13 protein-coding genes are annotated in these 14,784 nt (G+C 60.6%); 10 read left to right on the forward strand and 3 right to left on the reverse strand.

Features of this window, described 5'->3' with window-relative positions; genetic code table 11:
* The first annotated feature begins 219 nt into the window (after nucleotides 1-219).
* From VFZ66_15455 to VFZ66_15470, 4 genes are all read left to right on the forward strand, one after another.
* Nucleotides 220-639, forward strand: a complete 420-nt coding sequence (locus tag VFZ66_15455) for a nuclear transport factor 2 family protein (GenBank protein ID HEX6290585.1) — start codon at nucleotides 220-222, stop codon at nucleotides 637-639.
* Nucleotides 640-1,027: 388 nt separating this feature from the next.
* On the forward strand, nucleotides 1,028-1,531 hold the full coding sequence (locus VFZ66_15460) for an isoprenylcysteine carboxylmethyltransferase family protein (protein HEX6290586.1): 504 nt from the start codon (nucleotides 1,028-1,030) through the stop codon (nucleotides 1,529-1,531).
* A gap of 459 nt (nucleotides 1,532-1,990) precedes the next feature.
* Nucleotides 1,991-3,004, forward strand: a complete 1,014-nt coding sequence (locus VFZ66_15465; GenBank protein HEX6290587.1) for an ATP-binding protein — start codon at nucleotides 1,991-1,993, stop codon at nucleotides 3,002-3,004.
* 698 nt (nucleotides 3,005-3,702) lie between these two features.
* Nucleotides 3,703-5,172 (forward strand): DnaA N-terminal domain-containing protein, encoded by a 1,470-nt coding sequence (locus VFZ66_15470; GenBank protein HEX6290588.1) that lies wholly within the window; start codon nucleotides 3,703-3,705, stop codon nucleotides 5,170-5,172.
* A gap of 574 nt (nucleotides 5,173-5,746) precedes the next feature.
* Here the strand turns inward: VFZ66_15470 and VFZ66_15475 are convergent.
* On the reverse strand, nucleotides 5,747-6,586 hold the full coding sequence (locus VFZ66_15475; protein ID HEX6290589.1) for a phage antirepressor N-terminal domain-containing protein: 840 nt from the start codon (nucleotides 6,584-6,586) through the stop codon (nucleotides 5,747-5,749).
* A gap of 412 nt (nucleotides 6,587-6,998) precedes the next feature.
* On the opposite strand from VFZ66_15475, the gene VFZ66_15480 reads away from it, so the two are divergent.
* Entirely contained in the window at nucleotides 6,999-7,979 is a 981-nt protein-coding gene (locus tag VFZ66_15480) for a ParA family protein (protein HEX6290590.1), read from the forward strand.
* A complete protein-coding gene (locus tag VFZ66_15485) occupies nucleotides 7,963-9,012 on the forward strand; it encodes a ParB/RepB/Spo0J family partition protein (protein HEX6290591.1) in 1,050 nt (349 codons plus the stop codon). Before VFZ66_15480 ends, VFZ66_15485 begins: the two co-directional genes overlap by 17 nt.
* Nucleotides 9,013-9,929: 917 nt before the next feature.
* Here VFZ66_15485 and VFZ66_15490 read toward each other — a convergent pair.
* A complete protein-coding gene (locus VFZ66_15490; protein HEX6290592.1) occupies nucleotides 9,930-10,463 on the reverse strand; it encodes a hypothetical protein in 534 nt (177 codons plus the stop codon).
* Nucleotides 10,464-11,268: 805 nt separating this feature from the next.
* On the opposite strand from VFZ66_15490, the gene VFZ66_15495 reads away from it, so the two are divergent.
* Nucleotides 11,269-11,661, forward strand: a complete 393-nt coding sequence (locus tag VFZ66_15495; GenBank protein ID HEX6290593.1) for an MTH865 family protein — start codon at nucleotides 11,269-11,271, stop codon at nucleotides 11,659-11,661.
* A 142-nt stretch (nucleotides 11,662-11,803) separates the two neighbouring features.
* Nucleotides 11,804-12,079, forward strand: a complete 276-nt coding sequence (locus VFZ66_15500; GenBank protein HEX6290594.1) for a hypothetical protein — start codon at nucleotides 11,804-11,806, stop codon at nucleotides 12,077-12,079.
* On the opposite strand, the gene VFZ66_15505 is transcribed toward VFZ66_15500, so the two are convergent.
* Nucleotides 12,070-12,387, reverse strand: coding sequence for a hypothetical protein (locus tag VFZ66_15505; protein ID HEX6290595.1), 318 nt, complete (start codon nucleotides 12,385-12,387; stop codon nucleotides 12,070-12,072). The two genes, VFZ66_15500 and VFZ66_15505, sit on opposite strands and share 10 nt — an antisense overlap.
* A 98-nt stretch (nucleotides 12,388-12,485) precedes the next feature.
* Here VFZ66_15505 and VFZ66_15510 point away from each other — a divergent pair, with 98 nt between their 5' ends.
* Together VFZ66_15510 and VFZ66_15515 are read left to right on the forward strand one after the other, a co-directional pair.
* Nucleotides 12,486-13,316, forward strand: a complete 831-nt coding sequence (locus VFZ66_15510) for a methyltransferase domain-containing protein (GenBank protein HEX6290596.1) — start codon at nucleotides 12,486-12,488, stop codon at nucleotides 13,314-13,316.
* 38 nt (nucleotides 13,317-13,354) lie between these two features.
* The gene (locus VFZ66_15515) at nucleotides 13,355-14,740 is read left to right on the forward strand and encodes a DUF6065 family protein (protein HEX6290597.1); all 1,386 of its coding nucleotides are present in this window, start codon (nucleotides 13,355-13,357) and stop codon (nucleotides 14,738-14,740) included.
* Nucleotides 14,741-14,784: the final 44 nt, after the last annotated feature.

Genomic DNA, 14,784 nt, shown 5'->3' on the forward strand with positions numbered 1-14,784 from the left:
GCCTTTGGAGCGTAGCATAGGTCGGTGGCAGGGTCAATCAGGAACCTGTTCCTCTGGCGGAATCCAGACGACATACCGGCACGGATCGCGGATGCTCATCAGCGCGTTTTCGGCCCCGGAGAGAAAGTGGTATGCTATCCAGGCCGTGCTGCTCTGGGAGAAGTATGGTCACACGGCTCCAAACCACGGTGCGGTAGCCGCGTTGAGGGAGGAGGTTCGATGGAAGAATCGCTGGCTTTGCAAGTAGTGCGATCGTTTATCGCCAAAATCAATGCCCATTGTGTGGCGAGCATGTGCGAGCTGATGACCGACGATCACCGGTGCGTCGATGTGTTCGGGGTGACGGGACAGGGACGAGCCGCCCTGCGGCAAGCGTGGCAAACCTATTTCAGCCGCGTGCCGGATTACCGGATTGTATGTCAGCAGGTGATCTCGGAGGATCAAACCATCGCGATCTTCGGCACGGTGAGCGGCACGGATCGGCATGATGGCGTGAGGCAGGGAGGGCAGCCCTGGGAGGTGCCAGCGGCGTGGAACGTGGTGGTCCGAGGGACGCGAGTGGCCGTGTGGCAGGTGTATTATGCCGCCCCGCTCGATCGGCGACCTACGGACGCAGCGCATGGTGCAAGCGATGTATGAGGCAACGATCGGTCGGCAGCATCCGGCGGTCGGTAGCCGGGTGGACCCCGTGCTCGTGACCGCAGCGTACAGCGTCCGTCCTTGAGTGGATTGATGCTGCTCCCGCAAGGCGCAAGCGATGGTCCAGACGGGCATCGTGGTTGAGTTGTTCGTGCCGATATGCTGCTCGACGCGACATCGGATACAACTGGCGCGGCGCACGCGCTATGATGAGATGGCAAGCAGCAATGACACAAGCCTCTTCTGCCGATGCAACCGCTCCTTCCTTCGTTGGGCGGTTAGATGTAATCGCAGTGGGAAGGTGGTACGCAGGTGATCCACTGCGATTGCGATCTTGGGCGGCTGCGTCTTGAACACGCGCCAGCGTCCAGGTGAAGGAGATTACCCGATGACGACAGATACCGCCCACACTCGGTGGTGGCAGATGTTTGAGGTGGTCGTTGGCATTCCGCTCCTTGTTGCCATTGCCCTGCACCTGATGGTTCCGCTTGTCTTGCCACATGGGGTCCTCACGCGCACGATGATGGTCGTGGGCGTTGCGCTCATCCTTGCGGGTGCCACCCTGGTCGTCCTTGCGCGGCGGGAGTTGGCCCAGCGTGGGCAACCGACTGACCCAGGGCTTCCGACCAGCACGCTTGTCACCACCGGTGTTTTCTCGATCTCACGCAACCCCCTCTACCTCGGCGGCATGTGCCTTCTCGTGGGGATTGCCCTGGTCCTCAACCTTCCGTGGATCGTCGTGCTGCTCCTGCCAGCGATCCTCGCCTGCCACTATCTGCTCATCACGCCGGAAGAGCGGTATCTCGCCACGAAGTTTGGTGCTGAATACCAGACGTACGCCGCCTCTGTGCAGCGGTGGATGGGCCGCGCGCGCCACTCAAAGCAACCTTGAGATGTATTCCAAGGCCACAGCAGAGCGCGCGGCAAGCGACCGCCCCACACGTCGCAGGAAACGACGCGCGGCTATGTAGCCGTTTCGTGCAGCCCGTTACGCTTCGTGAAGCGGATGGCGGTCTGCCATCTGTCGCGGGTCGACGCGCCGAGCCAGGGGAATCGTACCGGATCGATCCTGCCGGTCTGCCAACCCTACCGCCATCAGCGATCTTACTGGCTGTCCACCGGCGTCTCGGCTGTTGGCGTGTCCCGCCGCTGCTCAGTCCTGCCCGGCGGGCCGGGACCGCGTTTGACGTGGAGCATGGCCCACGAAGCGGAGGCATCCGGAGTGCTGCGCTCCCTCGCTGTTCCCGAGCTGTGGTACGATATGCTCATCCAAGCGGGTATGTCCGACACCACAGCGAAGGACCATACGCGCAGGATGCGAGCGTAGCATGGCGACCAACGAGGATCCATCATGATCGAGCAGCGCGCGTTTGAAGAAGAACCAGTACTGGGCACAACCATCGCCGACATCAGCATGCAGCACGTCACGCAGCATATCGACCAGGCCCGTCGGGAAGGTCGGCTCATGCGCCCCGAAGAGGCTACGACGCCGGAACGCTTCCTCCGGTACCACCGCTGCCTGACGGAGGTCGAGGGTGAAACGGTGCCCACCGTCGCCGGCATCCTCTTTTTTGGGAACGACCCGCAGCGCTGGCTGCCCTACGCCGAGTTCGTGCTGGGCCGCTTTCCGGGCGATAAGGCTACCTCGGAGCAAGGCCGCCATCTGGAGCGCTATGGCGGCACGCTGCCGGAGCAAATCAGAAGCGTAGAGCAGTTCATCGTGTCGCACATGGAGCGCGGCTTTTCGATCGAGGAAGGGCCGCAGCGACGGGAGCGCCCCCAGTTTCCACCCGTCGTCCTGCGCGAGATGCTGGTGAATGCCGGGGGGCATCGGGATTATGCGCTCACGGGTGCGGCGGTGCGGGTTTCGATGTTTCCCAATCGGATCGAGGTCGCGTCGCCGGGAGGACCGCCCGTTGCGGCGCCGCTCCAGGGCCTCATGCAATCATCGCATGCGCGGAATCCAACCCTTATGCGGCTGCTGTGGCAGGTGCGCTTCTGCGAAGCGTTTGGTCTTGGCCTGCGCACGATTCTGGAAACTATGGCGCGCGAAGATCTGCCTGAGCCGCGAATCGACGTCGCCGCCGCCAACTTTTTCATCAGCATTGAAGGCCATCAGCCAACGGGGCTGAGCATGGAGCTGGTCGAGCGACTGAGCGAGCCGCAGCTCGTGCTGCTCAAGCATCTCGTCAAGGCTGGGAGCCTCAATCCGCGACAGGCAAGCGCGCTGCTGCCGCATCGCTCGGAGCGATCGATCCGCAGCGACCTGAACGGGCTGGTGCAGATGGGCGTGATCCTGCGCTTAGGCGAAACGCGCGCCGTGACCTATCGCTTGACGAGCGATGTCCAACGACTCCCCCTGTAGCTGGCCGTCCCTTGTCTGCCGCAATTTGCCGATAAGGAGGCAGAGCGATCTTCCGCCGCGCGCTACCGAAGTTCGCCGGAATCTGCCGAAGACGAGCCGCCGCCTGAGGCACCCGCCATCTTGCCGGAATCTGCCGCAATTTGCCGATAAGGGCGCGGCGCAGGCGGGTGCTGCCCGCTACCAAAGTTCGCCGGAATCTGCCGAAGACGAGCCGCCGCCTGAGGCACCCGCCATCTTGCCGGAATCTGCCGCAATTTGCCGATAAGCGCCACGCGCTACCGCTGCCGCTCTGCCTGTCTCCTCATGCTCCGTGTACCCGCTTCGACTCGTCACGCGCTCCAGGTGCCGACATCATGCCCGTTGCCGGAATGCGCATCTATCTGCCGCAATTTGCCATACTCCGCCGCAGTTGCCCCAAAGGTCGCCTTAAAGAATCCGCAAGGTTGCCGTCAACGCTCTTGACTCTTGCCGATAAAATCTCTAGCATTTTTTCTAGCATGGCGAATCAGGATTAAACACGCGAAACAGCCACCGCCATGGTGACTGTTCGCAGGATCAAAACCCATCGCGCCGTGCATCGCCCGCCGGCTAGCTTCGCGATGCACACCACGCCCCGGAGGGGAGGGTTAGATGTTGTCGTTGATCTTAACAGTGTGTGTGGCGCATGTCAATACCCCAGCGATTTTCGGAGGCGCGCTATGAGCGGCTCGTACGATCCGCGCATCACCGCCTACTTCGGCGACGCGGTGATGCGTGCGGGCTTTATGCCAACGCCCCACCTCTTCCTGCGCCACTATGCCCAGCTTGGGCTTGGTCACGCTGAGGCGATGTTTGTGCTCCAGCTCATGGAGATCAACTGGGATCTGGCGGCACCGCCGAAGACGGTCAACGACATCGCCCGGCGGATGGGTGTTCATGCGCGCAGCGTGCGTCGCTATAGCGAAACCGTCGCTGCGCTGGGACTCATCACGCTCTACGACCAGTATGACGACTCTGGGGCGCAGATCGAAAACGGCTATGATCTCTCCCCGCTCTTCGAGCGGCTGGCCGCGTTTGCGCCGGAGCCACCGCTTGGCGGCCAGGCCCGGCGGCGCGAGCGGCGCACGTCGTCCGGCGGCGACCTCGTCCCGCAGACGGCGTCTCCATATGCCGCCGCTGGATCTGGCCGTCGCCCTCCTGACGGATCGGTCAGGGGCACCCCTGACCGATCTGTCACGGGGTGGGATGACCTGGGTGTCAGGGGCACCCCTGACGGATCGATCACGGACCGACTGATCGATCCGTCAGGGCTTAAAACGGAAAAAAGAATCCCACAAGAACAAGAAAGCATGATGTATCATGCAGCAGGTCAACAGGTCGCTGATACCGGCGCAGGCGATGCCCCACCCGGATGGTCGCTCCGGCAGGGTCAACCGCTGTCGGCGGCTGAGGTCGCGCAGACGGATAGCATTTTACAGCGCATCGGGATCGATCTTCCGGTTCGCTCACGCATCCGAGCCAGCCTGGCACCGGCGGAAGCGTGGACCCTCTGGACGTATGCGCGAGCAAAACGCTGGAGCGTCCCCCTGCTGATCAATGCCGTGTATGACAAAGCGGTGCGGCAGGCCCGTCCGGCTGCTCTTCCCCAGCACTACGACGCCGTCGGAGCATCGCTCGCGCGCCTCGATCCCGACAAAGCCGAGCAACTCCTGGATCTGGTTGCCGAACAGTGGCCGGATGCTTCGCTCCCGCCGCTCATGGAGCTCGTCGGGACACCCCCAGCCCCCGACACGGTGGCGGCGCTCGAAGCGGTCTGGCGGATGATCGCCGACGTGCGCAGGCTGCCAGGGAAGCCGTGTCCCCTATCGGCGGCGATCCGCCAGACCGTCGCGCCGCCACCACAGATGATGACGTGGGTCAGCGTGCTCGACCGGATCGCAGCCCAGGTCGCGCCGCGCGAGTTTACCACCTGGCTGCAAGAAACAACGCTGATCGAGCTTGATGCAACCTCGGCGTTTGTGGGAGCCAGCAACGTGTTCGCGCGCGAGCACATCGAAGCCGCGTATCTCGATACCATCCAGCAGACCTTGAGCGAGGTGCTCGGACGGTCGGTGCGTGTTCAGATTGTGATTGCCACACCGTGGGATAGCGCGTCGCGCTCCTCGATGGGGATACGGAGCGCGCGGTGATAGGGATCGCCCCCAGCGATCGCTCCAGGCTGCCAGGGAGGCGATCAAGAAGCCTGCCCGCCGTACCCATACGGCGATCGGTCCCGCTCAGTCACGATCACCACGGGTGGTGGCGCACAGAGGGTGCGGGTTTCCCACCCGTAGCGTGCCGGATCGGCCTGCAAGGCTTCGACGAGCACCTGTTGAACGGTCGGCTGCCCACGACAGGCACCGGCAATCGAGATCCAATGGCTGTTATGCATTATGTCGAGCTGATCGTATCCATCCGGAGCGCGAAGCAGTGCTGATCATGCATCCTGGTGTCGCCCCGGCAGACGATGCGCTGCTTCCTGCTGACACAGCGCGTTCTCGCTCACGAGTATCGGCAGCCCCCACGATCGAGGTCGCGGTCATCGATCTCCTGATCTGGCATAGGCAGCGATGCGCGACCGTGCGCTGCTCGTTGGTCATCCTGCGCGACCGGATGATGACCGGTCCCTTGCCGGATCGTCCGCAGCGCAGGCTGCGTCGGGAAGCGCCGGGGATCAACCACCGCGATACCCTCGGCAGCGGGCACGTCGCGGGCGGTATGACGTCACGCCGATCCTGGCGATAGCTGATCAGGACCCTGGGCGACGGTACTCCAATCTGCAAGAAAGGCGAGGACGGCGGCATATTGGTCCTGACGGAGGTGTTTGTACGAGCTGACGCGGAACCGACGATAGATCTCCGCGAAGACACCCTGGTAGTGATTTTTGCTGCGATCCTGTGTCGTGAGGAGCTCAGCCAGCGCTTTTACGGCTGCGGCAATATCGGCGGCCTGCGTGTCGGTCAGATAGGCGCTGGGATGGAGCTGATCTTCCAGCGCGCCTAAACGGCGATCAAATGCGCGCATGACCTGCGCCGCTTTGTCGAGGCGTTCAGCCTGGGTGCTCACGCGCTGTTCGAGGGCAAGCTGCTGCTCGGCCATCTGGGCGATGGCGATCCCCAGGTCGCGAATATGGACCAGGCTGGTGGAGGTGGGACCGGATCGCTCGCCGGCACCGATCGCCGTCAGCGCATCGGCCTGAAAGGCGCGCCACAGGACACGGAAGCACTCTTCACGATAGCGGTGCAGCTTGGGTGCTAAGTCGGGGCGCACACGGCTTGGAGAGATGCCGAAGAGCCAGCCCGGCAGCAGGTCGAGCGGTAAGCACACCATCTCACGACGACTCTGATCGGTGGTGGTCATGACGAGCGTCGCTGCGCGCCGTGTCAGCACTTCATCGCGCCGGATACGCTGGAGCTGGCTACTCCAATCGAGGCCGAGCAGCTCGGCAATCGGTCGCACGGGCACATAGACCTCAGCATCCGGCATGACGGCGACCGTGATCGGGTCGCCGTAAAAGTCGATCGTCCGTTCGGCCTCGGGGATCGCTCCGTCGTGATCAGCCATACGCGGCTCCTGCTTATCGATGTGATATATATTATGTCAACCGTGGTTATAACAACCACCGTTCCTGATCACCGTGGCGGCGGAACGAAGGAGCGCCTCGCTCCACCCCCTGGCATCAGCGAGCGGGTGTCCTCGTGTCGGCGCGTCGCCGATCCCTGGCCTGCGCTGTGTGCTGTATTATGTCAACTATGGTCATAATAACCACGCTTCCCCGGCCAACGCCTCCAGCGTGCTGCGCTCGCATGGGTTCCCTGCTCTGAGGTACGTGTCGTGGTCGCTTCGAGGACTCCCGTCAGGTTCGACCTCCAAGCCCTGCGTGTCCCTAGTGTAGCATAGATTTCACATCGTGTGAAATTTTCACATTCTTAGGAAATCTATGGTACACTGCGTGCAGCACGCACGGGAGATCGACATGGACGATGAACTGCTCACGATCAAGGATGCGGCGTTACGCTTTGGCGTCAAGTATGATCGCCTCCGCCGGGCGGCCTACGATGGCCGACTCATCACGACGGACAATCTCGTGACCCCTGCCGAAGTTGAACGGTTTTTGCGCGAAGGGCGACCACGGCTCATCGTCGGGCCGACCCGGGAAGGAAACCCTATGGGCAAGATCATCGCCATTGCGCTGGTCAAAGGCGGGGTCGCAAAAAGTACCACCACGCTAAATCTGGCGGCAGCGCTCAGCGAGCGCGGCCTTCGCGTGCTCATGCTCGACACGGATCATCAGTGCAGCCTGACGTTCGCGCTCGGCGTTCGTCCGAAGAGCACCGACGACAATCTGTACGCGGTCATTCATCGCTATATTACCGACTATGAGGCCGCGCTCGACGACGCCATCGTTCGCACCACCATCGGCGCGGATCTGGTTCCGGCCAGCATTCGGCTCAGCACGATGGAAGATGAGCTCTTACATGCGACCCAGCGCGAGCTGGTGCTGAAATCCTTGCTCGCGCCGGTAGCGCCGCGCTACGACGTGGTGTTGATCGACACGCCACCGGCCAACAACCATCTGGTGCGCGCTGCGTTGGTCGCCGCGCATCAGGTCATTTTGCCAATGGAGGCCGACTCGGTCAGCCTCGAGTCTCTGGCGCTCACCCTCGCGAACATTCGCCGCATGCGCCGACCGGGTCTTAATCCGAATCTGCGCATCGCCGGCGTGCTCCTGACACGGGTGCAGGCCCAGACGAACTTCCACCGCGAAGTGCTGGACGTGCTGCAAAGCGATTTTGGCGACCAGGCGCGTCTCTTCACGACGCAGATCAAAAACTCGGTGCGCATCCGCGAAAGCCTGGCCGCGCACCAGAGCATTCTGACCTACGAGCCCAAGGGACCCGGCGCGACCGCCTACCGGGCACTTGCGGAGGAGGTGTTGCATGAGCTCGGGGAATAAGCGCCGCTTTTTTAACCGCGATGCTGCGCCGGTGGTCGCAACGGATGATGATTTCGATGCGGTGTTTGGCCCGATGACCGAACGGACGACGAGTGCCCCCCAGGAAATTCCCATCGAGCGCATTCGCACGAATCCCTTTCAGGCCCGGATGAAGTTCAAAGACATCGACGAGCTCGCCGACTCCATGCGGACGCACGGGTTTACGAGTCGGCTCCGGGTCCGGCGCGATCCTGCCCAGCCGCAGTTCTTCCAGCTCGTCTACGGCGAGCGCCGCCTGCGCGCGGCCCATGTCGCCGGCATCAAGGTCATTCCCTGTGATGTCGCAGACTATAGCGATCAGCAGATGCGCGAGATTGGGCTGACCGAAAATCTGCAGCGCAGTGACCTGGAGCCGCTGGAGGAGGCGCGGGCGTTTCGGGTGGCGATCGACGCGGGCGGGTATTCGATCCGTACCCTTGCCGCGCAGATCGGCAAAAGTAAAGGGTATGTGCAGAGCCGCCTCGATCTCCTCCGCGCGCCCGACGACGTGCAGCAGATGGTGGATACACATCCCGAAACGTTTACCGCCGCCTTATTGATCGGTCAACTGCCGACGGCTGAGCAGCGTCGGCCCCTGATCGAGAGTGTGATCAAAGGTGATCTGGACAAGGAGTCGGTGCGCGGTATTGTCCGTGATGTCGCCGCAACTGGGGTGGTGCCGAGGCGCGCGCAGCCGCCGAGACAGGATGCGGGGGAAGCGAGATGGGACGACCCGGCGGCGATGCCAGTGTCCGAGCGTCAGGTTCAGGGACAGGCTGCCGGTCATGACCGGCGTGGTCGAGCGGTGGGCGAGCAGAAGCGATTGACACGTCACAGCGAGCGTGCCTTTGAACGCGCGACGCACATGTTGCGCGCGATGACGACGCACTTGCACGACGCGCTGCCCGCTCTGCAAGCGGCAGAGCGGGCAGCGCTGCTTGACTTTATCGTGCAGCAGCACTTTCAGGAGTTGGAGGTGATCATCAATCAGCTCCGCAGCTCCACCGACGAGTAGACTGTACTTCTGACGTACAGTTGACATAAAACGGTCGCTCTTTAGAGGGCGACCGTTTGCGTAGACCCAGACATCGGGAGCAGGTACATATCCAGGCAATCGCGTGGATCTGATCCAGCCGAGAGAGTGCAACATGCGACAAATTATTGTGTGTGCCTGCGCCGATCGCGGCTGAAGGTGTACTTCTGACGTACAGTTGACATAACGATTGATCTGCGGTATACCTCGCTCCCGTGCCGAAAGAGTCTCTGACCGCAGGCCCCTGCCACCTGTTGATGTGATACATGTGCGGCTGTACATCGCTTCCTGCCGGTGCGTATCTCACCTGTACGCAGTGCGCACGCAGGGGCGCGCGCAGAATGACCGTCGATGCGCGGAGGTCCGCTAAAGGTGTACTTCTGACGTACAGTTGACATAATAACATTTCTCTCAGCGCAGCGTACCGGCTTTCCCGCCTTGCGATCCGCGAACAGCGCTGGTACGCCTCGTCGACGCGGGCGACGATTGCGCTCATGGTGTCGGCGGGCACGTCCGCCAAAGGAGCAGGTCGCGCCAGAAGTAACAGCAGGGCCGGAATGTAGCTCCAAGTCGCGGTGAGCGGTCACCAGGGTTCGGGTCGGAGGCACTTTCATTTAAGGTGATTGGCGTGCCTTCGCTGCTGGAGTACGGCCCACCGGCATTCACGGTCGGCGCATCGTCGCAGCCTTCGTCGATCGGACCATTCAGGTTATCGTCCCGCTGGCAGGAGACGCCCTGGACGAGCGTGGCGAGAATCAGATGTGCCTCCATGAGTCGCAGTGGTTGCCGATGCAGCGCTGAGTCGACGAGGCGACTGGGGGGTCGTGGGGGTGAGCACAAGACGCCGTAGTCCGTGGCCCATTTCCGTATGTCTTGGGCGATAGACCGAGGATACGGACTTATTCCGTATCCGCATGTGAGGGATGGACGCGAAACGTGCCGTCCTCCTGCACTTCTAACCATCCATGCTCATGCAGGAACAGCGTGATAAGCTGCGCTTGATCCAGCCGTCCTTCAACAATCGCGTTCCACAAGTACAGCACATCTTCAATACGAACAATTAGCACCTTTTCGGCAGCCGCTAACTCATAGTCCTGGCGATCGATCGGGCGGAGTTTTTCTTTCCACGACCTTGCGTTTGTCTGTGCATTCACAACCAGCAGTGCGGGAAAATCCGGATCAAGATGATACGATTCTCGATGACTGTAGAGGGCATCGATCCCACCTTTCTTAAATTCACCGGCATAGGTCCTTGTTTCCACAAGAGCCAATTTTTCTGATTGTGCATTCGTGATCCAAAAATCTTCGGGATAGTGTGCGTCTCGATAGATCGCGATGCCAAGATGGGAGGCAAAAAACCTTGGCACGGCTACTTCAAACGGGTACTCGCTGAGAAATGGGAGAACATTTGCATCGTGATACGTCTCAAGCAATCCTTGAAGCTCCGTAGCCTTTGATCGTACTGCGTGGAGTTCACGATGCAGGCGTGCCTCTTGTTCAAACCGTGGTGGCCCAGCCCACGCTGGCCGTTCAGCGTCGTTGTGGCGCCGCCGTCTTGGGTGACGTGTACCCGCCTCGGCCATCGCGGCTCGGTGATTATAACCAGCGTTAAGAAGAGTCAATCACATTCTCGCGAAAGAATCATAGCATCCGTGGCAACCGTGCCACCATACCGTTCGGTCGAGCGCCTCTGTATTGGCTGATCCAGGCACCTATACCGATCTGCTGGATGGGCACGGCAGCAGTGTGGCGGCTGTGACCGCCTGGAGCTGGAAAAACCCCTCCCCTTGACAAGCGGTGTATATTGAATTTGAATGTTTTCTTATGTAGCTGTGTGGTATTGAAAAGAGGCACGCATAATCATAGCAGAGGGTAATACAGGCTATAACGTATTTACAGATCATCCTACCATCACCTTCTACCACCACTCCATACAAAGCCTCATTATCCCCGTTTCTATGTATTTTATTGATAGGACGTACCTAATCCTATTGTTGAATACAAGAATCTTCTGCGCTTGCTAACTTAAAGTACATAATATGAGACATCACTACATACATAATCCAATGAACCGTTCCACAGGGTGTGGTAATAATTCATAGCAGCTCACGCATACGGAAAAACACGAAACATGAAAGGAGTTGATCGCTACCGACACAGAGAACAATGTGAGGACTATGAAGCAGTTGTGCCTGTTCTCATTCGCCACCATCTCCGAAGGTTCAGTAATAGGAGGTCATGATGCCACGCAATAAGTTCAAGGTGGATGATGTTATCGATACTGCTAAGAATGTTTCTAAAAAGGTGCAGTATCCGATCAACAGCTTCGACGACATTGTAAAAGCATTAGGTGGAGACAACAGCACCATCGATTTTGAAGGCCAGGGGCACAAAATCGGTCACGTGCGCAAGCTGATCCCATCGGACTACTTCCCGATCGAGTCAGAAGAAGATCTGATCGCGAAGATTGCGCACCTGCGCGGTCAAGGCGGAGACGCCGATACCGACGACGTTAAGTATACCGATCCCGTCGCCAGTCCCCCCGACAACGCAGGCAATCCAAACATTCCCCAAAATGAAATCCCGAAAGGACGGGGTGTTCCAGCCGTCAAAGGGTGGAAGACGAAATAGCCCCTCCGAGGTCCTGAGCACGCTCAGGCTGAACCGTGCGCTGGTTATTGCCGATCAGCGCATCGTGTTGAGCCGCTCGTGAGGTGCATGCTGGCGCTCCTGTTATCAGCTCGATCGTATGTTCCTGGAGGCCGCTACGGTGATGGAGCCAGAAACGACAGCAACTCCACGTGACGAGATCGTTGAGATTGTGCGTGAGTTGCAGCTCACGTACCCAATCGAAACCCTGGATGAATTTGTCTCACAGATCAGCGGATCGCGTGAGGCGATCGTCTTTCGGGGCGTGGCATACGATGCCGAATTTGCCTCGCGCCTGCTCCCCACCTTCTACCTTCCCATTGCGTCAGAGCAGGACCTGGTAGAGAAAGCATACGAGCTCCTGATCGCACGTGGCCTCGCACCCGTGAGTCAGCCATGAGCGCTTCTCAATTCCAGCAGATTACGCAGATCGTCGACGTGATCGAGCGCCGCCTTCAGGAGCAGCCAACCGAAGGTGTCCTCAGCCAGGAGTTGGTGGAGGCGCTGGATGTCGTCAACCATGCCCTGTGCTTTACCAAACATCCGCATGGTCTGGAGCTGTGGCGCGAGGCACTGTGGCAACACCGGCTGGCCGACGATGCGCGTCAGGCGATGATTCAGATGTTTGAACATCTGACGGCTGCGATAGCCCGAGGGGAGACTCATGCAGTTGCCGATATTTGCGATTGCCTCGACGTCTTTATCCATCCCTCATCCCATCATTCGCTTGATTCCGAGTCAGGCACGCCTGTACCAGAGCCGACCAACCACGTCGCGTTTGAACACTGCCGACAAAGAAGGGGCTGATGCTCGCAACCGGACAACACAATTCGACGGCAGACGGCGATGCCAGATGTATTCCAGCGCCAACGCCGGAAACCCAGGCATTCCTTGACGAGCGGGAGCAAGCGGTTGACCTTCAGTGGCTTCAGCTTGAGCGTGGCATGCGTGTGCTCGACCTGGGCTGTGGCACGGGTGGCATTACGCGCCAGATCGCGCGCGCCGTGCAGCCGGCCCGGGTGCTTGGGATCGATGCATCGCCCGCGCAGTTAGGCTTCGCCGTACGGCACGCTATCGCGGACGGCGTCGCGAACGTGGACTTTGTGTGCGACGATGCGTGCCATCCACAATTGCCCCCCGAATCGTTCGATGTTGTCGTGTGCCACACGCTCCTCATGTACCTGGATACTCCTGCTGCGGCGCTCGCCCGGCAGCGCCAGCTGGTAGTGCCCGGAGGGATGGTGGCGGCACTGTCTGAGGGTGATTGGGGAACGGTCGCGATCTACCCACCATCCGAGCATCTTCAGCAGTGCATCGACGTGCTCTGCAACCATATTCGGCGCAGCGGCGGTGATCCCGAAATTGGCCGCAAGCTGCCCCGTCTCTTTCGCGCCGCAGGATTTCAGCACGTTGAGGTTGCCGAGGCGGCACCTCATGCCACCGTGCTATCCGGGAGGGACCTGGCGCACGGCACGTGGCTGGCACCATTGCTCGGTGTCCTCACGGCTGCTGCGCGGCACGGCCTGATCGCGCCTGATGCGATCGATGAGGTTACTGCCGGCGTCACGCAATGGTGCCAGCAGCCCGATTCGCTCGTGATCTTGCCGTGTACGGTGAAGGCCAGAGCCTGGCGTTAATGTTGGAGCACGGTGTGCATACGTGGGAGGAGTACGCGGTGTCTGCGTATGAGGATCAGGCCGATCAGCCCTCGGAACAACGGGCCGTGACGGAGCGTAGCGCGCCGGATCGTCAGGCTTCAACGCTCATGGCATACCGCCTCACGCCGACGGACTCGATGCGTCTTGCTCCGGCCACCGCTGCCCGCGCATGGATGGACAACACCGCAGATCGTTTTGCACATCGTTGTTTACCGCTGCGCATCGCGAATCAGCACGGCTGGGTGATCCTCAACAGCCATGCTGTGCGCGTGACCTGGACCGGGGACGACCATATCTCGGGTGTCCGCGTCGAGTACCTGAGCGGCGCAGCACCATATCCCATAGCCAGCCATTTCGGACATGGTATTCTGACGTGGCATATCCCCTATATGTTTCGCACGCCACCAGGGTATAACTTGTTGGTGCGTGGTCCGGCGAACTCACCCAAGGACGGAATATACCCACTTGAGGGTATGGTCGAAACGGATTGGGCCGTGGCAACTTTCACCATGAACTGGAAGCTGACTCGCCCGAACCATGCCGTTACGTTCGACGTTGACGAGCCCATGTGCATGATCGTGCCGCAACGACGTGGCGAGCTCGAAGCGTTTCGGCCTGAGATCCATGACATTGCCAGCGCGCCAGCCATCCATGCCGGTTATCGACAGTGGCTAGGCAGCCGTGAGCAATTTCTCGCGGGGCTCAAGCTGCCGACGGTACGTTCTGCCAAAGACGCCTGGCAGAAACACTACTTCCAGGGCACGTCGCCAGGTGGCGACCATGCTCCGGAGCACCAGGTTAAGCTGCAGCTGCACCCCTTTGATGATGGCAGTGGGTCGGCCTCGGCTGAGCCTGGGACCATGCCCGTGGCTAGGAGCCGACGTGCGACAGCCGCTGCTTCGGGCGCAGCCTCCGCAGGAGCAGACGCACTCAGGTCAAGGAGGGATACGATGTTGACCACGCCGTTTGAGGCAGCCGATCTGGACCTTATCAATCGTGTGCTGCAGCATTACCCGGAGGTCGTCGACCTGATTTCTACGCTCAAAATGCTGTCGAAGCAGACCGTCTACCCCATCCAGACGCCTGACGATTTCGTCGCCGCGCTTGGGGGACCGGATGCGACGATCAGCTTCCACGGGCGCTCGTTCTCCCTGGCAGCGCTTCGGTCGGCGATCCCCGCCTACTATTTTCCGATCGATTCCGAGGACGATCTGATCGCAAAACTTGCAGATGTGCAGGCGCGCGTACGCGGAGGACCACCGGTACAACCGGATCACGCCGATATTCAGTGGGGCGAGCAAGTGGACACGCCGCCCGACGTGCCGCCACCCGACGAATTGCTCCACGGCATTCCACGACAGCCGGGGGTGCCGGGAGCCGTTGGCCTGAAGAAGTCAGAGTAAGCGGCAGGACATGTTACCCATCGTGTAGGACAGGAGGTATCAGG

This window comes from Herpetosiphonaceae bacterium (assembly GCA_036374795.1).
In the GTDB taxonomy this organism is placed as follows: domain Bacteria; phylum Chloroflexota; class Chloroflexia; order Chloroflexales; family Kallotenuaceae; genus LB3-1.